This window comes from Caballeronia sp. ATUFL_F1_KS4A (assembly GCF_023630905.1).
Taxonomy (GTDB): Bacteria; Pseudomonadota; Gammaproteobacteria; order Burkholderiales; family Burkholderiaceae; genus Caballeronia; species Caballeronia zhejiangensis.
The window spans coordinates 64,563-85,769 of sequence record NZ_JALQEB010000002.1; the positions used below are offsets into that span (position 1 = coordinate 64,563).

At 63.8% G+C, this 21,207-nt stretch carries 22 protein-coding genes and 1 tRNA gene; 12 read left to right on the forward strand and 11 right to left on the reverse strand.

Annotation, left to right across the window (positions count from 1 at the left end; translation table 11 throughout):
- Positions 1–20: 20 nt before the first annotated feature.
- A complete protein-coding gene (locus NCS03_RS03360; RefSeq protein WP_250528755.1) occupies positions 21–1,052 on the reverse strand; it encodes a CDP-6-deoxy-delta-3,4-glucoseen reductase in 1,032 nt (343 codons plus the stop codon).
- 86 nt (positions 1,053–1,138) lie between these two features.
- Between NCS03_RS03360 and NCS03_RS03365 the strand changes: the two genes are divergently transcribed.
- Positions 1,139–2,152 (forward strand): NAD-dependent epimerase/dehydratase family protein, encoded by a 1,014-nt coding sequence (locus NCS03_RS03365; RefSeq protein WP_008351144.1) that lies wholly within the window; start codon positions 1,139–1,141, stop codon positions 2,150–2,152.
- On the opposite strand, the gene NCS03_RS03370 is transcribed toward NCS03_RS03365, so the two are convergent.
- The 4 genes from NCS03_RS03370 to NCS03_RS03385 all read right to left on the reverse strand — a co-directional run bounded on the left by NCS03_RS03370 (position 2,149) and on the right by NCS03_RS03385 (position 6,070).
- Positions 2,149–2,325: a hypothetical protein gene (locus NCS03_RS03370; protein ID WP_008351142.1), complete on the reverse strand. Its 177-nt coding sequence runs from the start codon at positions 2,323–2,325 to the stop codon at positions 2,149–2,151. The genes NCS03_RS03365 and NCS03_RS03370 overlap by 4 nt on opposite strands.
- A 122-nt stretch (positions 2,326–2,447) precedes the next feature.
- Positions 2,448–3,161: a pseudouridine synthase gene (locus NCS03_RS03375; RefSeq protein WP_250528756.1), complete on the reverse strand. Its 714-nt coding sequence runs from the start codon at positions 3,159–3,161 to the stop codon at positions 2,448–2,450.
- Positions 3,162–3,346: 185 nt separating this feature from the next.
- On the reverse strand, positions 3,347–4,444 hold the full coding sequence (locus NCS03_RS03380; RefSeq protein WP_250528757.1) for a TIGR03118 family protein: 1,098 nt from the start codon (positions 4,442–4,444) through the stop codon (positions 3,347–3,349).
- A gap of 108 nt (positions 4,445–4,552) precedes the next feature.
- The gene (locus tag NCS03_RS03385; RefSeq protein ID WP_250528758.1) at positions 4,553–6,070 is read right to left on the reverse strand and encodes a hypothetical protein; all 1,518 of its coding nucleotides are present in this window, start codon (positions 6,068–6,070) and stop codon (positions 4,553–4,555) included.
- 270 nt (positions 6,071–6,340) lie between these two features.
- Here NCS03_RS03385 and NCS03_RS03390 point away from each other — a divergent pair, with 270 nt between their 5' ends.
- Both NCS03_RS03390 and NCS03_RS03395 read left to right on the forward strand, forming a co-directional pair.
- Positions 6,341–6,769, forward strand: coding sequence for a hypothetical protein (locus NCS03_RS03390; RefSeq protein WP_250496655.1), 429 nt, complete (start codon positions 6,341–6,343; stop codon positions 6,767–6,769).
- Positions 6,742–6,963 carry a hypothetical protein gene (locus tag NCS03_RS03395; protein ID WP_250518105.1) on the forward strand — a complete coding sequence of 74 codons (222 nt, stop codon included), beginning with the start codon at positions 6,742–6,744 and terminating at the stop codon, positions 6,961–6,963. Before NCS03_RS03390 ends, NCS03_RS03395 begins: the two co-directional genes overlap by 28 nt.
- A gap of 63 nt (positions 6,964–7,026) precedes the next feature.
- Here the strand turns inward: NCS03_RS03395 and NCS03_RS03400 are convergent.
- From NCS03_RS03400 to NCS03_RS03410, 3 genes are all read right to left on the reverse strand, one after another.
- Positions 7,027–7,111 (reverse strand) — tRNA-Leu (locus NCS03_RS03400).
- A 115-nt stretch (positions 7,112–7,226) separates the two neighbouring features.
- Positions 7,227–8,387, reverse strand: coding sequence for an ABC transporter substrate-binding protein (locus tag NCS03_RS03405; RefSeq protein ID WP_008351129.1), 1,161 nt, complete (start codon positions 8,385–8,387; stop codon positions 7,227–7,229).
- A gap of 52 nt (positions 8,388–8,439) precedes the next feature.
- On the reverse strand, positions 8,440–9,381 hold the full coding sequence (locus NCS03_RS03410; protein ID WP_008351128.1) for a CysB family HTH-type transcriptional regulator: 942 nt from the start codon (positions 9,379–9,381) through the stop codon (positions 8,440–8,442).
- A 239-nt stretch (positions 9,382–9,620) separates the two neighbouring features.
- Between NCS03_RS03410 and NCS03_RS03415 the strand changes: the two genes are divergently transcribed.
- The 6 genes from NCS03_RS03415 to cobA all read left to right on the forward strand — a co-directional run bounded on the left by NCS03_RS03415 (position 9,621) and on the right by cobA (position 15,727).
- Positions 9,621–11,297, forward strand: a complete 1,677-nt coding sequence (locus tag NCS03_RS03415; protein ID WP_250528759.1) for a nitrite/sulfite reductase — start codon at positions 9,621–9,623, stop codon at positions 11,295–11,297.
- A 10-nt stretch (positions 11,298–11,307) separates the two neighbouring features.
- Positions 11,308–11,847, forward strand: a complete 540-nt coding sequence (locus NCS03_RS03420; RefSeq protein ID WP_250528760.1) for a DUF934 domain-containing protein — start codon at positions 11,308–11,310, stop codon at positions 11,845–11,847.
- 3 nt (positions 11,848–11,850) lie between these two features.
- Complete coding sequence (locus NCS03_RS03425) at positions 11,851–12,573, forward strand: phosphoadenylyl-sulfate reductase (RefSeq protein ID WP_244807757.1); 723 nt, start codon at positions 11,851–11,853, stop codon at positions 12,571–12,573.
- 65 nt (positions 12,574–12,638) lie between these two features.
- Entirely contained in the window at positions 12,639–13,601 is a 963-nt protein-coding gene (cysD, locus tag NCS03_RS03430) for a sulfate adenylyltransferase subunit CysD (RefSeq protein WP_008351121.1), read from the forward strand.
- 27 nt (positions 13,602–13,628) lie between these two features.
- Entirely contained in the window at positions 13,629–14,942 is a 1,314-nt protein-coding gene (locus NCS03_RS03435) for a sulfate adenylyltransferase subunit 1 (protein WP_008351120.1), read from the forward strand.
- 26 nt (positions 14,943–14,968) lie between these two features.
- A complete protein-coding gene (cobA, locus tag NCS03_RS03440) occupies positions 14,969–15,727 on the forward strand; it encodes a uroporphyrinogen-III C-methyltransferase (protein ID WP_008351119.1) in 759 nt (252 codons plus the stop codon).
- Between the two features lie 257 nt (positions 15,728–15,984).
- On the opposite strand, the gene NCS03_RS03445 is transcribed toward cobA, so the two are convergent.
- Genes NCS03_RS03445 through lptF form a run of 3 tightly spaced genes read right to left on the reverse strand, consistent with a single transcriptional unit; the run spans position 15,985 to position 18,637 of the window.
- The gene (locus tag NCS03_RS03445) at positions 15,985–16,359 is read right to left on the reverse strand and encodes a sirohydrochlorin chelatase (protein WP_008351118.1); all 375 of its coding nucleotides are present in this window, start codon (positions 16,357–16,359) and stop codon (positions 15,985–15,987) included.
- A 27-nt stretch (positions 16,360–16,386) separates the two neighbouring features.
- Positions 16,387–17,535, reverse strand: coding sequence for an LPS export ABC transporter permease LptG (lptG, locus tag NCS03_RS03450; RefSeq protein ID WP_008351117.1), 1,149 nt, complete (start codon positions 17,533–17,535; stop codon positions 16,387–16,389).
- A 4-nt stretch (positions 17,536–17,539) separates the two neighbouring features.
- The gene (gene lptF / locus NCS03_RS03455; protein WP_008351116.1) at positions 17,540–18,637 is read right to left on the reverse strand and encodes an LPS export ABC transporter permease LptF; all 1,098 of its coding nucleotides are present in this window, start codon (positions 18,635–18,637) and stop codon (positions 17,540–17,542) included.
- A 168-nt stretch (positions 18,638–18,805) separates the two neighbouring features.
- Between lptF and NCS03_RS03460 the strand changes: the two genes are divergently transcribed.
- Genes NCS03_RS03460 through NCS03_RS03470 form a run of 3 tightly spaced genes read left to right on the forward strand, consistent with a single transcriptional unit; the run spans position 18,806 to position 21,150 of the window.
- The gene (locus tag NCS03_RS03460; protein ID WP_034472942.1) at positions 18,806–20,338 is read left to right on the forward strand and encodes a leucyl aminopeptidase; all 1,533 of its coding nucleotides are present in this window, start codon (positions 18,806–18,808) and stop codon (positions 20,336–20,338) included.
- Positions 20,335–20,751: a DNA polymerase III subunit chi gene (locus NCS03_RS03465; RefSeq protein WP_034472941.1), complete on the forward strand. Its 417-nt coding sequence runs from the start codon at positions 20,335–20,337 to the stop codon at positions 20,749–20,751. The genes NCS03_RS03460 and NCS03_RS03465 overlap by 4 nt, the downstream gene beginning before the upstream one ends.
- Positions 20,752–20,811: 60 nt before the next feature.
- Positions 20,812–21,150 carry a DUF2486 family protein gene (locus NCS03_RS03470; protein WP_008351113.1) on the forward strand — a complete coding sequence of 113 codons (339 nt, stop codon included), beginning with the start codon at positions 20,812–20,814 and terminating at the stop codon, positions 21,148–21,150.
- The last annotated feature ends 57 nt before the right edge of the window (positions 21,151–21,207 follow it).

Below are 21,207 nucleotides of genomic sequence, written 5' to 3' on the forward strand. Positions count from 1 at the left end.
CGTGCACGTTGTGTGCAAGCTCACACGGGATGCGCGAGATCTGCCGCGCTCGTGAACGAATCCGCGTAGAACTCGTCCTCCGGCAGCCGATGATGCTGCGTGAAGTCGCGCTGCGCCGATTCCACCATCACGGGCGCGCCGCACGCGTACACCTGATAGCCGCTCAAGTCTGGCAGATCTTCGATGACAGCCCGATGAACGAAGCCCGTGCGGCCCGTCCAGGCGTCGCCGGCGTCGGGTTCGGAGAGCACCGGCACGAACTTGAAATTCGGAACCTCGCGCGCCCACTGTTCGGCGAGCGACATCATGTAGAGATCCTTCTTGCGGCGGCCGCCCCAATAAAGCGTCATCGGGCGATTCAGATTCTTGAAGACCGCATGTTCGATGATCGCCTTGATCGGCGCGAAACCCGTGCCCGAAGCGAGCAGAACGATCGGCTTGTCGGACTCGTCACGCAGGAAGAACGTGCCGAGCGGGCCTTCGAAGCGCAAGATGTCGCGCTCTTTCATCGCGCCGAAGACGTGATCCGTGAACGTGCCGCCCGGCATGTGGCGAATGTGCAGTTCGAGCGGCCCTTCGTGATGCGGCGGGCTCGCCATCGAATAGCTGCGGCGCTTGCCGTCCTTCAGGATGAATTCGATGTACTGGCCCGCGTAATACTGCAGGCGTTCGTTCGCGGGCAGTTGCAGCTTCAGTTCGATGACGTCGTCGGCTTTGCGTTCGAGCGCGTTCACGCGGCACGGCAGCTTTTTCACCTGGACGTCGCCGACGCCCGCGACTTCGCGCACGTCGATGGTCAAATCCGTCTGCGCGGTCGCGCAACAGAAGAGGGCCATGCCGCGCGTCTTTTCGTCGTTCGACAGTGCCGACGACGAATGCGGCGCCTGCTCGACCTCGCCGCTCACGACGGCGCCCTTGCACGAACCGCACGCACCGTTCTTGCAGCCGTACGGCAGGCCGATGCCCTGGCGCAGCGCGGCGCTCAGCACCGGTTCGTCGGGTTCTACTTGAAACTGCCGGCCGCTTTGCCGGAGCGTTACGTTGAAAGCCATAGATCGATTTCTGCGATGTGTGGAGTTGTCTCGTGAGTCTTTTCGGACGCCGCACGCGGGTTTCAGGCGACGGATAAAATGCTCCGATGATCGCCACTCGAAACCTTCGCCGCGCGCGCGTCCTGATCGTCGGATGCGGCGATGTCGGCATGCGCGCGTTGCCGCTTCTGCATGCGCGCGCCGCTGCGCCCCGCGTCGTCGCGCTCACGCATCATCCCGAACGCGCCGGCGAATTGCGCGCGGCCGGCGCGACGCCCATTTCCGGCGATCTCGATGTGCGCCGCAGCCTCGCAAGGCTCGCCGGCCTCGCACGCGACGTGCTGCATCTCGCGCCGCCTCAGCGCGACGGCGACTCGGACCGCCGCACGCGCGCGCTGATCGCCGCGCTGCGCAGACCGCGCCGCTCGGTGGCGCGCGCCGCCGCAAGCCATTGGCTGCATGCGGATCGCGCCGGAAAAACATCTTTCATTGTACCCGACGGTCTTCGTGCGGCCGCGAAGCGCCGGGACGGGCAGCGCACGCGTTTCGTCTATGCGAGCACGACCGGCGTTTATGGCGATTGCGCCGGCGCGTGGATCGACGAAACGCGGCCTGCGCGGCCTGCGAACGAACGCGCGCGGCGGCGCGTGTCGGCGGAGCGGCAGTTGCGCGCGGCGGGCGTGAAAAGCGGCTGGCGGGTGTCGATCGTGCGGATTCCGGGCATTTACGCGGCCAACCGCCTGCCGATCGCGCGCATCGAAAAGGGCATGCCCGCGCTCGCCGAACCGGACGACGTCTACACGAACCACATTCACGCCGACGATCTCGCGGCCATTCTCGTGCGTGCGCTCGCGCGCGGGCGTGCGCAGCGCGTCGTGAACGCGTCGGACGACACGGATTTGCGCATGGCGGATTACTTCGACCGCGTGGCCGATGCCTACGGCCTGACGCGCGTGCCGCGCATTTCGCGCAGCGAAGCGCAAACGCGCCTGGAGCCGGTCACGCTTTCGTTCATGCGCGAATCGCGGCGGCTCGCCAACACGCGCCTGAAGCGCGAACTGGGCTACGTGCTGCGCCATCCGACGGTCGACGCGTTCCTAAAGCAGAACGCGCGGCGTTAGATCAGCGCCGGAATCGTTTCGAGCAGAACGAAGCACATCAACGCGCCGATCAATGCGCCGATGAGATTCGGCGAATACTTGTGGCGCATGTGCATGACGAAGCCCAGCACCCCGATGAGGACTGCGCACAGCGCGACGAACGCTACCAGCGCAACGGCCGATTGGGAGACCATGATGCCCTCCTGCTTTTTTCGTAATCATTTTGGTATCCGTTAGACCAGTATAAGAGTACGAAACGTGGAAGGCATGCTGCATCGCAGCGTCCGCCGGTGAGGGGATTCACCGATTTGCATGCTCAATGCGAAGTGTTTCGCAACGCGGCGAGATCGGCGTCTTCGAGCCAGCGCCATGCGCCTTCGACGAGCGTGTCGGGCAACGCATAACCGCCGACCCGCTCGCGATGCAGCTTTTCCACGCGGTTGCCCGCGGCCGCGACCATGCGCTTGACCTGATGGTATTTGCCTTCGAGCACGGTGAGTTCGAGCAGCCGTTCGCCGCGTTGTTTGGCGGCGAGCGCGGCGCTCGGTTTCGGCTCGCCGTGCAGCAGCACGCCTTCGCGCAACTTCGCGAGTTGCAGACCGTCGAGCGGATGACGCACGGTCGCGAGATAGACCTTCGGCACCTTGCGCTTGGGCGACGTGAACGCGTGCACGAACGCGCCGTCGTCGGAAAGCAGCAGCAGGCCGGTCGTGTCCTGGTCGAGCCGGCCGACGGCCTGCACGCCGCGCTCGGCGAGTTGCGGCGGCAGCAGATGAAACACGCTCAGATGATGCTGCGGATCGTGCGAGCATTCGTAGCCCGCGGGCTTGTTGAGCGCGATGTACGCCTTCTCGCGATACGTCCAGAGATGATCGTCGACTTCGAATTCGAGACCGGGCGTGACGGGGAGATGGGCGTGCGGATCGTCGCGCACGATGCCCGCGATGCGCAGGCGGCCTTCGGCCACGATGCCGCGGCACTGGCGGCGCGACCCGAAGCCTTGGGAGAAGAGGAGGGTTTCGAGGTCCATCGGATGAGCGGAGTTGAAGCGCGCATTCTAGCAAGCCGCGCTTTCGGTCCGCGCGCGCCGGCGCGCTTCGCATCGCCAAAAAAAGCGCCGCCCGAACCGCGGGCGGCGCCGAGCGTGGCGATGCGCTTTCGGACGGCCATGCGTCCGCGGCCAGCGTCATCGCCCAGGGAATCGTCGCGTGCGCGTCATTGCATGTCGATGCGGCCATACACGCCGTTGGCTTCGTCGTTCGGCCCGGCGGCGAAAAACAGCGTGTTCGACGGCTGCGCGTTCAGGTTGTTGCCGAACGCGATGCCCCACAGACCGTGCTGCACGAGCGGCGCGCCGCCCGTATCCGTGAGCGCGCCGACGAACGCGCCGGTATTCGGATCGAACGCGTTGATGGTGCCGTCGCCGAAATTGCCGATGAGGATATCGTTGCTGAACGTGCCGAAGTTTCCGGGCGCCTGCGCGATGCCCCACGGAGCGTTGAGCGGCCCGTTCGCCGCGAAGCGCTGCGTCAGATTGCCGTCGATGTCGAACACGTCGACGAAGCCCAGGCCCGCGCCGGGCACGTCGTCCTCGGCGTCGCCGTCCTGCTTCGCGTAGGTGACGAGTATCTTTGAGCCGATCGTCTGAATGCCGAAGGGCGCGAAACCCGCCGGAATCTGCGCGTCCCTGAAGCCGCCGGGCACGGCGATCTTCGCGAACGTGCCGTCGAAGACGTCGACCTTGTTGTTATGGAAATCGGTCGCGTAAAGGCGATGCGCGCCGGTCGACGTCGTGGCGATCGCGAGTCCCTTGTAGATCGCGCTCGACCCGCTCGAATCGACGGCGGTGAACGCGTGCGTCATGTCGACGGCGGGTGCCCACGCGGTAATCGAGCCGCCTTCTCCCGCGAAGACGAACGCGGCGACGCCCGACTTGCCGTTGCGCGAGAGCGTGAGATCCGGTCCCTTGTTGAAGACGATTCCTGTCGGTTTGGCGGGCCCGGGCGCGCTCGGAGGGATCGATACGACCAGCGACTGAACGACGCCGTTGCCGTCGTAGAGCGTGGCCGTCTGCGTGCCGTTGTCGGCGACCCAAACGAAGCCGTTCGGGTTGAACGCCACGCCCCAGCCATTCTTCAGATTCGGGTCGGTGTGAGGCGCGGACACGGCGCCATCGGAGACGACGATCGACATCTTGAAACGTGTCGCCGTCGGCATGTTGTCGTCCGAGCCGCCGCCGCATGAGGCGATGCCCGCGAGCGAGACGACCGCGGCGGCGCAAACCACCAGACGGCGCAACAATCCGGTTTGCATGATGGTGACTCCTTCGGCGCGGTTCGCCGGCAGCTCGTTCGTCACCTTTAAACGGATGTGCGTTGCGGCTTATTCCGTTTGCATCATGCTGAATGGCGCGTCAGTACATCAATGCGCGTCGCCGCGTCCCTTCGATACGGCCGGCACGCCCAGGCCGAAGAGCGTGAAGCGCGAATCGTCGTCATCCGGTATCCCCGCATGATGGGCGTGCGCGTTCCAACGGCCGTCGTAGGTCATCGTCGGGACGACCGGCTTCGGGATGCCGCTCGCCTGGCGGAAGTACTCGGTGTTGCTCTCGTTCTGCACAGCGAGCGCGCGGCGCAGCGTCGCCTGCGCCTGGCCGTTGCGCGGGTCGAGCGCGACCGCGCGGCGTGCGTTGCGCAACGCGCACGCCGCTTCCATGTTGGCGGCGCAGGCGCGCGCGTTCGCTATCGCGCCGTCGCGCGCACGTTCCTGACGCGACAATTCGGCCGCGAGCTGCTGGATTTCCGGACTGCGCGGCTCGCTCGCCGAGAGGCCGCGCATGTGACGGCGCGCCGCCGCGAGGTCGCGCCCGGCGAGCGCTTGCTGAACCGCCGCGATGCTCCGCGCGACGGCTGCGGGAAGCGGCTCCGGCGCAGGCTGAACGGCGGGCGTGGCGGGCGTGGGCGGTTTGTCGATCGAGGCGACCGTCGCGGTGCTGCGCGGCTGTTCGGATTGTCGGGCGACGGGCGCGGTATTTCGAGGCTGCTCGATCGCGCGGGCGACGGGCGCGGGCGCTTGCGTCACCGGTTTCGGCGGCACCGGCGCCGCTGCGGCGATCGTCGCGACCACGCGCGGTTCAGGCTTCTGCAGCGATGCGACGACCGGCGTCGTCGGCTTGGTCGGCGGCGCGACGGCAGCGACCGATGCGGCTGTCGCTGCGGCTGCGTTCGTCGTGGGAACGGGCGTCGCGGGCTTCGCAGTTGCGATCATGGCTGGCGACGCGTTGCTCGCCGGAGCCGCGTTCGCCGCAACGTGCGGCGTCGTCGCCAACATGCTCGATGCCGTGACGCGCGGCGCGACAGACGCGGTTTCCGCTATCGGCGCGGGCTTCTTCGCGATCGTCGTTGTCGTCGTCGCTGACGGAACAGGCTGCGCACTCGGCGTATCCGCTTTGGAGCGCGCCAACGATGCGTGCCGCGCGGCATCGGCTTTGGGCGCGCCGGAGGCGCCGTCGCGAATCGATCCCGCCGCGCTGATACCGGGCTCCGCGCTCGGCGACGGCGCGTTGTCGTCCAGACGCGCATAGAAGTATCCGCCGACCGCGATGCTGGCGATCACCCCGCCGACCAGCATCGCCATGCCGGTGCGGGCGGGCTTGCGCTGATCCTGCGCATCGGGCTCGACGAAGTTCGGATAGGACGTCAGCATCCTGCGGCGCACGAGGCGCTGGAGCCAGTGGCTATCGTCCCAGTCGAGAATGTCGAGCGGCGCGGGCACCGGCGCCGCGGCGGCCGCGGCGGCTTCGGCCGCGCGGCTCGTGAAAATCGCGCCCTGACGATCGGCGCCGCACGCGGGGCAGGTGTCTTCCGAGGCAGGGGAAACGGTGTTGCAGCGCTTGCAGATGACGGAGTCGAGAGACAGCGAGTGATCAGGTCGATTCATGTCGTACCTTTCTTCGAGTTATGGCTCGGCGCGTCGCGCGAGCGGGTCACGACATCGAGAGGGTCCTAAGCAACCCGAAATGCGGGCGCTGCGCGTGCGAGCATCCCCGCGATGCTCCGCGCGCCGGGGTTCCGAATGCCGATGGAGGCCATTTTTTGCTGACGCGGCAGTGCGCGTCTACGCGAGAGCGCACATAGCCGGACGGACGACTTACGCGCGCTCGCGTCATCGGCGAAATTGCGTGTCATCACGCACATAAGGACGATGACAATGCAATCGAAGGGCTTCGACGCGACGGCGCGGCAACTGATCGTCGGACTGCCGCTATTCATGGGCGCGATCGAATACATCTTGAGGGTGGCGCTGAAGCAGCCGGGCAGGGATGACTTCTTTCCGATTTCGCTCGTCGCGTCGAGCGTCAGTCTGAATCTTGCGTTGACGGTGCTGCCGGGTGAGCTTCGCCGCGGCGCCTATTCTCGATGGTTCTCCGAGCGACGAATCGCTGAGGCGTTTCTTGTCGCGAATCTGGGAATTTTCGCCTCTCTAATCGGGATGCTTCTCTGGATATACTTGCTCGTCGCTTCGTTCAGTGAGGAAGTTCGGGCGATTCTGCCTATGCATCCTCTTCGGGATGCTCTGGTCTACTATGTATTTTCGATCGCGGTGAATGAATGGAAGGCGTGGGTGGAAAAATGTTGAACTTCGTGCTGGGTTTCTTTCGAGAGTATTGGCCTGTCGTGTTGGCTTACGCGATCGCCAGGTTCGTCGTTCCGCCCGTCGTGGGCTGGATTTATCGGAAGACTGCGGGCGACGAGCCGTGCGTCGAAGTCGGGCGCGGTTCAGGCAACGTTCAAACGCAGATTGCCGCGAAACCCGGCGAGATGCCGAAATGACGCCGAAGCCGTGCCCCAAACGCAAAAAAGCCGCTCACAACGGAGCGGCTTTTTCAACAATCCTGGTGCCCAGGGCCGGAATCGAACCGGCACGCCTTGCGGCGGGGGATTTTGAGTCCCCTGCGTCTACCAATTTCACCACCTGGGCCTGAATCGACTCGTAGCGGAACAGAGCGAACCAACGAGCCAATCGAGTCGGCGATTATGACCGAAAACGCCGTCGCCGGCAAGCATCGACAGCAGCGTTTTCAGAACAAAGGACATTACTGCGCGAGATACGTAAATGCGCCGTTCTTGATGACGCCCATTACGCTCGCGCGCTGATCCAGACCGACGTGATCCGTCGCGCTCGTATTGACGACGCCGTTCGGCACGACCAGTTCGTGCGCATGCTCGAGTTCCGAGCGCAGCGCCACGCGAAACTCCTTCGTGCCCGGCTTGGCCGTCTTCAGCGCGCGCGCCACGGCGTCCTGAAGACGCGGATACACGCCCGCCGCATCGCCCGCGAACTGCGTCACGGTGCCCTTGCCGTACTTCTCCTCATACGCATTCGCGAACGCCAGCGCAGCCTTCTTCGACGGATGATCCGCCGGCAGCGTCCGCGCGACGACGACCGGCTGCGTCGGGAACAGGGTGCCCTCGACGTCCTTGCCGCCGAGCTTGATGAACTCGGGCGTCGCGATGCCGTGCGTCTGATAGATCGCGCCCTTGTAGCCGCGCTCGACGAGCGTGCGCTGCGGCAACACCGTCGGCGTGCCCGCGCCCGCGATCAGCACCGCGTCGGGCTTCGCGGCCATCAGCTTGAGAATCTGGCCGGTGACGCTCGCATCGGTGCGATTGAAACGCTCGCTCGCGACAATCTTGATATGCCGAAGATCGGCGAACTTGGTGAACTCGTTGAGCCAGCTATCGCCGTAGCTGTCCGCGAAGCCGATGAAACCCACCGTCTTCACGCCGTGATTGGCCATGTAGCGCGTCATGACGTCGGCCATCGCGCGATCGGTCTGCGCCATCTTGAACGCCCACACTTTCTTGCCTTCCTGCGGCTCCACGACCGATGCCGAGCCGATCAGCGTGATCATCGGCGTTTCGGATTCGGCGACGGGATCGAGCGCGGCGAGCGCCGCCGGCGTGATGTTCGGCCCGACGATCACATCGACGTGATCTTCGCTGATGAGCTTGCGGATGTTGCGCACGGCCGCGCCCGGATCCGAGCCGTCGTCGAGGATGATGTACTCCGCGCTCTGCCCGGCGATGGTTTTCGGCCACATGAGCATCGCGTTCTTGCTGGTGATGCCGATGGCGGCGGCCGGACCGGTGCTCGACAGATCGATGCCGACCTTCAACTGGGCGTGCGCGGCGGCGGCAACCACGGACAAGGCGACGCCGGCAGCGAGCCGGCGCGTGAACTTCGACAACGTCATCGGATGGTCTCCAAAAGGGCAGGATTTTCTAGGCGGCGGGCGCCGCCGATATTCAAAGCTCGTAACTCTCGTGCTCGCCGGACAGCGCCTGTTCGATCAGCTTGCGATTCAGCGACGGCGACAGCAGTTCGACGAGCGTATACACATAGCTGCGCAGGTACGCGCCCTGTTTGAGCGCGAGCCGCGTGACGTTCGTGCCGAAGAGATGTCCGACCGGCATCGCGCGCAAATGCCGATCGCGTTCCGGATTGAACGCGATATCCGCCAGAATTCCGACGCCGAGCCCCAGTTCGACGTAAGTCTTGATGACGTCGGCATCGATGGCTTCGAGCACGATGTCCGGTGTCAGATTGCGCAGCGCGAACGCCTGATTGATCTTCGTGCGCCCGGCGAACGACGCCTCGTAAGTGATGATCGGGAATTGCGCGAGATCGTCGAGCGTCAGCGTCTTGCGCTCCAACAGCGGATGATCCGGCAGCATGACGGCCAGATGCTGCCACTGGAAGCAGGGCAGCGACACCAGTTCCTTATAGTTGGCGATCGCTTCCGTCGCGATGGCGATATCGGCCTGATCGTGGATGACCATTTCGGCGACTTGCGTCGGACTGCCTTGCAGAATAGAAAGGTGGACCTTCGGGAAGCGCTTCTTGAATTCTGCGATGGCGGACGGCAGCGAATAACGCGCCTGCGTATGCGTGGCGGCGATGACGAGATTGCCCTGATCCTGCGCGGCGTAATCCTTACCGACGCGCTTCAGGCTTTCCACTTCCTGCAAGATTTTCTCGACCGACGCGAGAATGATGCGCCCCGGCTCGGTGAGCGACCTCACGCGTTTCCCGTGCCGCGTGAAGATTTCGACGCCCAACTCGTCTTCCAATTCGATGATCGCTTTCGAGACGCCCGGCTGCGACGTATACAGCGCCTTGGCGGCTTCCGTCAGGTTGAAGTTCTGCCGGACGGCCTCGCGCACGAAGCGAAACTGATGCAGATTCATTTATAGCCTTTGTTTATTACTACCGGGCATATCAAAGTAATTTTTCAGTCGTTTGCAATATATAGCAGGTTCTTTACTATCAGTCCAATTTTTCCAATATCCATATCTCTATCTGTCATAAGCAAATGAGCGTTCAGTCTGAACGGCTCGGGCAATAGCGACTCAATGGATATTCGATGGACGAGACGCGCCGCGTAACCTAGGACGCTGCGCTTTACACAAGAACTTGGGGCCCCCGAATGTACCAATACGATCAGATCGACCAACGCATCGTCGACGAACGTGTCGCGCAGTACGCCGACCAGGTCCGCCGGCGTTTGTCGGGCGAATTGAGCGAAGAAGAATTCCGTCCGCTGCGTTTGCAGAACGGCCTGTACATGCAGCGCCACGCGTACATGCACCGCATCGCGATCCCGTACGGCAACCTGCGCAGCGACCAGCTCCGCATGCTGGCCACCATCGCGCGCGAGCACGACCGCGGCTACGGTCACTTCTCGACGCGGACCAACATCCAGTTCAACTGGGTCGAGCTCGAAGAGACGCCGGAAATCCTGCGCAAGCTCGCGTCGGTGCAAATGCACGCGATCCAGACGTCGGGCAACTGCATCCGCAACATCACCGCCGATCAGTTCGCGGGCGTCGCGCCCGACGAGCAGGTCGATCCGCGTCCGTGGGCGGAAGTTCTGCGTCAATGGTCGACGTTCCATCCGGAATTCGCGTGGCTGCCGCGCAAGTTCAAGATCGCGGTGAACGGCTCGGCGGAAGACCGCGCGGCCGTGCAAGTCCACGATCTCGGCGTGTATCTGAAGAAGAACGCGCAAGGCGAAGTCGTGATGGACATTCTCGCGGGCGGCGGCCTCGGCCGCACGCCGATCGTCGGCGCGATCATCAAGCGCGATCTGCCGTGGCAACACTTGCTTACTTATTGCGAAGCCGTGCTGCGCGTGTACAACCGCTACGGCCGTCGCGACAACATGTACAAGGCGCGTATCAAGATTCTCGTTAAGGCGCTGTCGCCGGAGAAGTTCAGCAAGCAGGTTGAGGAAGAGTGGCAACACTTGAAGGACGGCCCGTCGACGCTCACGCAGGAAGAAGTCGATCGCGTGTCGAAGTTCTTCGCGCCGCCCGTCTACGAGAAGCTCGCGGACACCGACGCTTCCTATGAAAAGCATCTGATCGACAGCAAGCCGTTCGCGCGCTGGGTCGAGCGCAACGTGCGTCCGCACAAGGTGCCGGGCTACGCCGCCGTGACGCTCTCGCTCAAGCAGCGCAACATCGCGCCGGGCGACGCCACCGATCAGCAGATGGACGACGTCGCCGCGCTCGCCGATGAATTCTCGTTCGGCGAAATCCGCGTGTCGCACGAGCAGAACCTGATTCTCGCGAACGTGAAGAAGCGCGATCTGCACACGGTGTGGGAACGCGCGAAGGCGCTCGGTTTCGCGACGGCGAACATCGGCCTGTTGACGGACATCATCGCGTGCCCGGGCGGCGATTTCTGCTCGCTCGCGAATGCCAAGTCGATCCCGATCGCGCTCGCCATTCAGGACCGTTTCAACGATCTCGACTACGTGCACGACCTCGGCGACCTTTCGCTGAACATCTCGGGCTGCATCAACGCGTGCGGTCATCACCACGTCGGCAATATCGGCATTCTGGGCGTCGATAAGGACGGCTCGGAGTGGTATCAGGTGACGCTCGGCGGCGAGCAAAGCTCGGGCGCGACCGGCGCGCATCTCGGCAAGGTGATCGGCCCGTCGTTCTCGGCCGAAGAGATGCCCGACGTGATCGCGCAAGTGATCGACACTTTCGTCGATAACCGCATCGAAGGCGAGCGCTTCATCGAGACGTTCGGCCGCATCGGCATGGCGCCGTTCAAGGAGCGCGTGTACGCATCGCGCCAGGCTCACGCTTAAGGATCTGCAAATGACGTTGATTATCAAGAACCGCGCGGTCGTCGAAGACAGTTTCACCGTTGTGCGCGCCGCCGAAGACGGTACGTTGCCCGCCGTCGATGCGCTGCCGGCCGGCAAGATCATCGTGCCGTTTGCGCTGTGGAAAGAGCACAAGCCGGCGATCGTCGCGTCGCGCGCGAAAGAAGACATCGGCGTGTGGCTCGCGCCGGACGACGAACCCGCCGACATCGTCGCGGATTTCGCGCACATTTCCGTGATCGCCGTCGATTTCCCGGTGTTCCGCGATGGCCGCGGCTTTTCCATCGGCCGATTGCTGCGCGAGCGCTATCAGTGGACGGGCGAACTGCGCGCAATCGGCGACGTGCTGCGCGATCAGGTTGCATTCCACGCGCGCTGCGGCTTCGATGCGTTCGCCGTGCGCGCGGACAAGGACATCAACGACGCGCTCAACGCGTTCACCGAGTTCACGAATCTGTATCAGGGCGCGACCGACAATCCGGAACCGCTGTTCCGTCGTCGCGCGGCGCTCGTCGCAGCGCTCGGAGCCTGATGTATGACGCCTGAATTGCAAGCCAAGGTTGAACGCCTGGATGCGCTGCTCGATTCGATCGCGGCGCGCCACCAGAACGTCAAGCTAGCCAGCAGTCTCGCCGCCGAAGACATGGTGCTGACGCACGCCATCCTTTCGCGCGATGTGAAGATCGGCATCTTCTCGCTGAATACGGGCCGTTTGCACGCGGAAACGCTCGGCATGCTCGATACCGTGAAAGCGCGCTACGGCTACGACATCGAGCAGTTTCATCCGCAACAGGACGCGGTCGATGCCTACGTGCGCGATCACGGTCTGAACGCGTTCTACGAAAGCATTGATTTGCGCAAGAGCTGCTGCCATATCCGCAAGGTCGAGCCGCTCAATCGCGCGCTGTCCGATGTCTCCGCGTGGGTGACGGGACAGCGCCGCGAACAATCGGTGACGCGCGCCGAGCTGCACGAGGAAGAGCGCGACGAGCCGCGCAACATCGCCAAGTTCAATCCGCTCGCGGACTGGACCGAAACCGATGTGTGGGATTACCTGAAAGCCTTCGATGTGCCCGTGAATCCGCTGCACGCGCGCGGCTATCCGAGCATCGGCTGCGAGCCTTGTACGCGCGCGGTGCGCCCCGGCGAAGACAGCCGCGCCGGACGCTGGTGGTGGGAATCGCGCGATACGAAGGAATGCGGCTTGCACATCACGAATATCAAGATCGTCGAAGCAGCACCAAGCTCCGCGATCTAAGGCACTACCCCCTGTCACTGAACGCGGCGCTCATAGAAGCGCCGCTAGAAAAAGGATCGACGAACATGAGCACGACGCTCGACTCTAACGTCACCGCACCGGTCGTCAACAAGGCGACTCGCATGGATCACCTGGATTGGCTCGAAGCCGAGTCGATCCACATCATTCGCGAACTGGTCGCGGAATGCAGCAAGCCCGCGCTCCTGTTCTCGGGCGGCAAGGATTCGGTCGTCGTGCTGGCGCTCGCGCTCAAGGCGTTCGGCCTCGGCGGGGGCCGCAAGACGACGCTGCCGTTCCCGCTGGTTCACATCGACACGGGTCACAACTTCCAGGAAGTGATCGATTTCCGCGATCGCCGCGCGGCCGAGATCGGCGCGGAGCTCGTCGTCGGTCATGTCGAGGATTCGATCAAGAAGGGCACGGTGCGTCTGCGTCGCGAGACGGATTCGCGCAATGCCGCGCAAGCGGTGACGCTGCTCGAAACCATCGAGCAATACGGCTACACGGCGATGATCGGCGGCGCGCGCCGCGACGAAGAAAAGGCGCGCGCGAAAGAGCGCATCTTCTCGTTCCGCGATGAATTCGGCCAGTGGGATCCGAAGGCGCAGCGTCCGGAACTGTGGAGCATCTACAACGCGCGTCTGCACAACGGCGAGCATCTGCGCGTGTTCCCGATCTCGAACTGGACCGAGCTCGACGTGTGGCAGTACATCGCGCGCGAAAAGCTCGAACTGCCGAACATCTACTACGCGCATGACCGCGAGATCGTGCGCCGCAACGGCCTGCTCGTGCCGGTAACGCCGCTCACGCCGGTGCGCGAAGGCGAGACCGCCGAGATCGCGCAAGTGCGTTTCCGCACCGTCGGCGATATCAGTTGCACGTGCCCGGTCGCGAGCGATGCCGATGACGTCGAGAAGATCATCGCGGAAACGGCCGTGACGGAAATCACGGAACGCGGCGCGACGCGCATGGACGATCAGGCTTCCGAAGCCGCGATGGAACAGCGCAAGAAGCAAGGTTATTTCTAAGCATCACGCCACAGGAAGAAACGAGTCATGAGCATCTATCAAGCTGAAGATCTGGGCGTGTTGCGCTTCATCACCGCGGGTTCCGTCGACGACGGCAAGAGCACGCTGATCGGCCGTCTGCTGTACGACAGCAAGGCCGTCTTGTCGGATCAGTTGTCGGCGATTTCGCGCGCGAAGAACAAGCGCACGGTCGGCGATGAAATCGACCTCTCGCTGCTCACGGACGGCCTCGAAGCCGAGCGCGAGCAGGGCATTACCATCGACGTCGCGTATCGCTATTTCGCCACGGCGAAGCGCAAGTTCATCATCGCCGATACGCCGGGCCACGAGCAGTACACGCGCAACATGGTGACGGGCGCCTCGACGGCGCATGCGGCGATCATTCTCGTCGACGCAACGCGCGTCACGTTCGAGGACGGCGTCGCGCAACTGCTGCCGCAGACGAAGCGCCACAGCGCGATCGTCAAGCTGCTCGGTCTGCAGCACGTGATCGTCGCCATCAACAAGATGGATCTGGTCGAGTACAGCGAAGCGCGCTTCAACGAGATTCGCGATGCGTACGTCGTGCTCGCGCGTCAGCTCGGGCTGTCGAACGTGCGCTTCGTGCCGGTGTCGGCGCTGAAGGGCGACAACATCGTGACGGCGAGCGAGCGCATGCCGTGGTACGCAGGCGAGCCGCTGCTCGATCTGCTGGAATCGCTGCCGGTCGCGCAGCCGAACGATCAGGCGCTGCGTTTCCCGGTGCAATGGGTCGCGCGTCAGGACGGCTCGCAAGCCGACGATTTCCGCGGCTACATGGGCCGCGTCGAAGCGGGCGAAGTGCGCGTCGGCGATGCGCTGACCGTGCTGCCCGCCGGCCGCGAAGCGACGGTTGCCGAGATTATCGCGCCGGTGCCGGGTGGTGTCGCGCCGGTGGATCGCGCGTTCGCTGGCCAGACGGTGACGATTCGCCTGACGGAAGACGTCGACGTGTCGCGCGGCGATACCTTCGTGCCCGCCGCGGCGAAGGTCGAGCCGGCGAAGAAGCTCGAAGCGGACCTCTGCTGGTTCGACGAAGAGCCGCTTTCGCCGCAGCGCAAATATCTGCTGAAACAGACGACGAACACGGTGTTCGCGCGCATCGGCGCGGTGAAGCAGGTGCTGGACGTGCATACGCTGTCGCATTCGGTCGATCGCAGCACGCTCGCGATGAACGACATCGGCCGCGTGGCGCTCACGTTGCAGAAGCCGATCGTCGCGGACGAGTACGATACGCATCAGGGCACCGGCGCGTTCGTGCTGATCGATGAAGCGACGCATCACACGGTCGCCGCCGGCATGATTCGTTCGATCGCGGCTTGATCGACATTTAGCGACGGATGATTGCAATGGGTAAGGTCTATCTGATCGGAGCGGGGCCGGGCGCGGCGGATCTCATCACCGTGCGCGGCATGCGCTTGCTCGAGCAGGCGGACGTCGTGCTGCACGACGCGCTCGTCGAACCGGCGATGCTCGACTACGCGCCCAACGCGAAGAAGATTGCTGTCGGCAAGCGCTGCGGACAGCGTTCGACGGCGCAGCACTTCATCAACAAGCAGATCGTCGATGCTGCGCTGGAACACGGTGTCGTGGTGCGTCTGAAGGGCGGCGATCCGATGCTCTTCGGCCGCGCCGACGAGGAAATGCGCGCGCTCGAAGTTGCGGGCATCGAGTTCGAAGTGGTGCCGGGCATCACGGCGGCGCTCGCGAGCGCGGCGACGCTCAAGCGCTCGCTGACCTTGCGCGGTGTGGCGCGCAGCGTCGCACTGGCGACGCATTCGCGTGCGGCGGACAGCGACGAGATTCGCGAGCAGGCGAAGGCCGATTCGCTCGTGTTCTACATGGGCCGCGACAGCGCGCCGGACATCGCGCAGCAGTTGATCGATGCGGGACGTCCGGGCTCGACGCCGGTGGCGATCGTCGAGGCGTGCAGCACGCCGCGCGAACGCACGCTGACGTTGACGCTCGCGCGCATGGCGCTGGGTGAGGCGCAGGAGTGGCTGGATCCGTCGCAGCCGAGCTTGCTGATGATCGGTGAGGCGTTTCGCGAACGGGCGTCGGCGGTGAAGCCGAAGGTGCATTTGAAGGGGATGCAGGCGGCGGCTTGATGTCGTTCGACAGGCTCAAAGTAAGGAGCGCACCGGAGACGGTGCGCTCCTTTTGCTTTGGATCTCGGAATTCAAAAGTCGACGAGCTTGATTTTCTTCTTTTTCGAGTTGCTGGCGCGGGAATGCGTACTGCGAGGCTATTGCCCACTTGGAAATGAGCAGATTCATACGGAGCCCAATCGGATATACGGAAAAGTCAATCCAAGTAGAGGCGCTCGATTCGGAGGGTGCCATTCGGCCGAATGGCCAGCGTTGATCTACGCGCCCATCTGCCGCAAACAATACCCCGCGACCGCTTCCAGCACCGCGTCATCTTCCCCGACTGCCGTCGCGCAGGAAATCGCAACGTCGGGATGTGCCTTCCGGCACTTCTCGACGATCTCCGGCAAGTCGCGACGCACATGCCCGCCTTGTCCGAAAAAAACGGGCACGACCGTAATGGCATCGCATCCATCGGCGGCTTGCCGCGCCACTGCGGCCGGCAAATCCGGCGACATCAACTCGAGAAACGCCAGCGCCACCGGCTGATCGCCGCGCGAACCACGCAACTTCTGCGCAAGCCGCTCGAATGGCTCGGCCCAGCGCGGATCGCGCGCGCCGTGACCGAACAGGATGATGCCGTGCTTCTTCATCGCGCGTTCTCCGTCAGGGAAGAAACGTCAGTGCCGCTCGACCCACTTCAGTCCGATCAACCCGACCGCCAGATAGGCGAGCGCGGGCGCGGCCGCCGTGAGCGGCGCGGGCCAGGTATTCAGATTGCCGATATGCGAGAACAGCGTGTTGAACAACTGGAAGCTCATGCCGATCATGATGCCGCCGAACACCTTCACGCCGACCACGCCCGCGCGCGTATGCAGGTACGCGAACGGCAGCGACAGAATCAGCATCACGAACACCGCGAACGGATAAAGAATCTTGCGCCAGAACGCGATCTGATAGCGCTGCGCGTCCTGATGGTTCTCCGTCAGATGCTGGATATAGCGAAAGAGGTTGAACATCGACATCCGATCCGGCGACACGAGCAGCACCGACAGAATCTGCGGCGTCAGCTCGGAGCGCAACGAGTACTCCGGCAGCGTGGTCTGCGTCGCGCGATACACCGGATTCAACGTGTCGCCGGGATTGACGGCCTGCGGCGGCGCGTCGTTCAGGCGGGTGTCGGTCACGCCGGTGAGCTTCCAGTGGCCGGGCGGCGCGTACACACCCGTCTTCGCGATGCGTACGTTGGTCAGGCGGAACTTCGAATCGAACTCGTAGATTCGCACGTTGGCGATCGTCGTATCGGGGTTCAGCGTGCCGACGTTGACGAAACGCGTGACCTGTTCGCCGTTCTCTTTCGCCGTCAACGTGTCCTTGACCCACACGCCCGACTGAAAATTCGATGACACCGACGATCCGAGCGCCTCAAGCCGCACGCGCTCGGACAACTGGTCCGTGTATGGCCCGATCACTTCGCCGATGAGGTACGTGATGAACACCAGCGGAATGCCGATCTTCATCAGCGAGCGCAGCGCCGCGCCGGTCGAAAGCCCCGACACGCGGAAGATCGTGAATTCCGAGGCTGCCGCCATCTGCGCGAAGACGTAAATGGCCGAGATGAGCGCGGCGACGGGAATGATCTCGTAGAAGCGCGAAGGCGTCTGCAGCCCGACGCGCAGCACCGCGAGCATGAAGTTGTATTTGCCGTGCCCGACCGTGTTCAGCTCGTTGATCAGGTCGAAGAAGAAGAACAGCCCCGAGAACGCGAACAGGATGAAGATGAACGCGAGGTAGATCTGGCGCGCGAAGTATCGTTCGTAGATGCGCAACATGTCAGGCCCCCTTTGAACCCGTCAGCGACGAGAGCCTGAAGAGCGGCCGGTTGCGAATCCGCAGCCAGAAGATGAACGCGACGAGCGCCCCCACGACGAGGTGCAGCCCGACGAGTCCCACGCCGAACGACAGCTTGCCTTGCTCGATCCACGACTGCACGACGTTCAGCAGGTTCGAATACGTGAGATAGATGAGCACGGCCATCACGAGATTGATCGTGCGGCTGCGGCGCGGGTTTTGATACGAAAGCGGAATGGCGAGCAGCATCAGATTGATGGCGATGATCGGCAAGCCCGCGCGCCACGCGAACTCCGCGAGATTTTCCTTGGTCGGATCCGCGAGCAGATCGGGCGTGTAGATGCCCGTGGTCGTCGGCGTGTTGACGACCTGGCGGCTCATTATCTTCACACCATAGCGCTCGAATTCCATGATCCGGAAGTTCGGCTGGCCGGGCTCGCCGTCGTAGCGGCGGCCGTTGTCGAGCACGATGAAGCGGTCGCCGTCGGGACGCGTTTCGGTGTGCCCGTTCTTCGAAACGATCACGTTGACCTTGCCGCCTTCCGTGCTCGTGACGAACACGTTCTCGACGTGCCCCTGATCCTGCGACATCTTCTCGATGAAGAACACGCGATGGCTCGCCGGCGATTCGCGGAACTGGCCCGGCGCGAGCAGCGACACTTCATCGCGCTGCTGAAAGCGCTGCTTGATGAGCTTGCTCTGCTGATTCGACCACGGCCAGCCGACGAAAGCGAAGAACATGATGAGGATGATGATCGGCGTCGAGAACACGGCGATCGGCTTGATGAGCTGCGTCTGACTCACGCCCGACGCGAGCCACACGACCATTTCCGAGTCGCGGTACCAGCGCGTGAGCACGAAGAGGATGGAGACGAACAGCGTCACGATCAGCATGACCGCGAGATAGCCGATGACGGTGAGCCCGATCAGCACGACGACGTCTTTCGGGTCGATCTGACCTTGCGCCGCGAAGCCGACGATGCGGATCATCATCGTCGTGAGCATGATCGTGAGCAGGACCATGAACACGGCGCCGGCCGTATACGCGAGTTCGCGCTGCAGGGAGCGTTCGAAGATCATTGAATTTTGCGATTTGCCGGCGGGGATGCGGAATCATCCACGCATCTTGTGGCGAAGGGGAAGGGCATCGTGCTCATCCTCGCTTTGCGCCTGTGACCGCCGCGGAAAAAATAGCGGATAATTGCGGCTTTCATCCTTCAGCCTAGATTTTATCCGAGGATAAGCGCGATGGACTTTAGCATAAAAGCCTGTGATTGGAGCAAAGGCGAGGCAAATGGTTTCCTTACCGGAAAGTCGGATGTCATCGTGCTCGGCATCTTTGAAGCGCAGACGCTCACGGGCGCCGCGCGCGACATGGACGTCGCCACCAAGGGCCTCATTTCGCGCGTCGTGAAAGCCGGCGACATGAGCGGCCGCGCCGGCACGACGCTGCTCGTGCCCGAAGTGACCGGCATCGGCGCATCGCGCGTGCTGCTCGTCGGGCTCGGCAAGCAGGACGCCTTCAATCAGAAAGCCTATGGCGAAGCCGTGCGCGCCGCGTGGCGCGTGCTGCTCGGCTCGAAGATCGGCCAGGCGACCTTCACGCTCGCTCAACTGCCGGTCCAGGAGCGCGACGGCGTGTGGGCCGTGCGCGCCGCGATCCTCGCGCTGCGCGAGCTGACCTACAAATTCACGCAGATGAAGAGCAAGCCCGACAACGGCGCGCGCTCGCTCAGGAAGATCGTGTTCAGCATCGATTCCGCGGACGAGAAAGCCGCCAGGGTCGCGGTGAAGCAGGGCGTCGCGATCGCGAACGGCATGGATCTCACGCGCGATCTCGGCAATCTGCCGCCGAACGTCTGCACGCCGACCTATCTCGGCCAGACCGCGAAGAAGCTTGGCCGCGACTTCAAGCTGAAGGTCGAGGTGCTCGGCCAGAAGCAGATCGAGGCGCTCGGCATGGGCTCGTTCCTGTCGGTGGCGAAGGGTTCGGTCGAGCCGCCGCAGTTCATCGTCATGCATTACCAAGGCGCGGGCGTCGAAGCGAGCAAGACGAAGGGCAAGAATGCGCCGATCGTGCTGGTCGGCAAGGGCATCACGTTCGACTCGGGCGGCATCTCGATCAAGCCGGGCGAGGCGATGGACGAGATGAAGTACGACATGTGCGGCGCGGGTTCCGTGTTCGGCACGATGCGCGCGGTCGCCGAAATGGGCCTGAAGCTCAACGTGATCGGCGTGATCCCGACTTGCGAGAACATGCCCGCGGGCAACGCCGTGAAGCCGGGCGACATCATCACGGCGATGAACGGCACGACCATCGAAGTGCTCAACACCGACGCCGAAGGCCGCCTGATCCTGTGCGACGCCTTGACCTACGCGGAGCGCTTCAAGCCCGCCGCCGTGGTCGATATCGCGACGCTCACGGGCGCGTGCATCATCGCGCTCGGGCATCACAACACCGGTCTCTTCTCGAAGGACGACGCGCTCGCGGGCGAGTTGCTCGACGCATCGCGCGAAGCGTCCGATCCGGCATGGCGCCTGCCGCTCGACGACGAGTATCAGGACCAGCTCAAGTCGAATTTCGCGGATGTCGCGAATATCGGCGGACGTCCGGCCGGCAGCGTGACGGCGGCGTGCTTCCTGTCGCGCTTCGCGACGGCGTATCCGTGGGCGCACCTCGATATCGCCGGAACCGCGTGGAAGAGCGGCGCGGCGAAGGGCGCGACGGGCCGTCCCGTGCCGCTGCTTTCGCAGTTCCTGATCGATCGCGCGGGCGCATGACACGCATCGACTTCCATACGAATGTCGGCGATCCGCTCGCCTACGCCTGCCGCCTCGCGCGCAAGGTGTACGCGAGCGGCAAGCCGCTCGTCGTGCTCGCCGAACCGCAGCGTCTCGCCGCGTTCGACGAGCAGTTGTGGACCTTCCAGCCGCTCGAATTCGTGCCGCACTGCATGGCGAAGAGCGCGCTCGCGCAGGACACGCCTGTCGTGCTCACGTCGAATCTGGATGAAGCGCCGCATCATCAGGTGCTGGTGAATCTCGGCGCGCCGGTGTCCGCGCAGTTCGCGCGCTTCGAGCGGCTCGTCGAGATCGTCGGCAGCGAGGGCGACGAACTCGCCGCGGGCCGCGAGCGTTATCGCTTCTATCGCGATCGCGGCTATGCGATCGAGACGCACAATCAGGGCGGTTGAGCGAACAGAAAGCGCGCGTTGCGTGCGCTACGCTGGCAGTGACAAAGGAGACCACCCGAGATGACCGACAAGCCCGAATCCTTCGATTCCTCCATTCCGACGCTGACCGATGTCGTCGTGCCCGGCAAGCCGGAATACGCGCGCGCGCCGTCGATCAACGCCGCGATCGAATACGACGCGGACCAGATCGCCGAGCGGCTGCGCGGCCGCTTCACGAACTTCCTGACAGGCGATGCGCGCGCGCTCATCGAAGAACGCTGCCGCGAAGTGCTGCGCGAACATTCGACGCAACTCGTCTCGGCGATCACGCGCGAAGTCGCGATGGCGCTCGAAGGCCGGATGAGCGAATGGGTGCGCGATGCAGTCGAGGAAGAGTTGCGCCGTCAGCGCGGCGAATGAGTTCTATCGCGGCGACGGTATCTCCGCCCGGCACGCGATAACCTGATCCCGGCGACA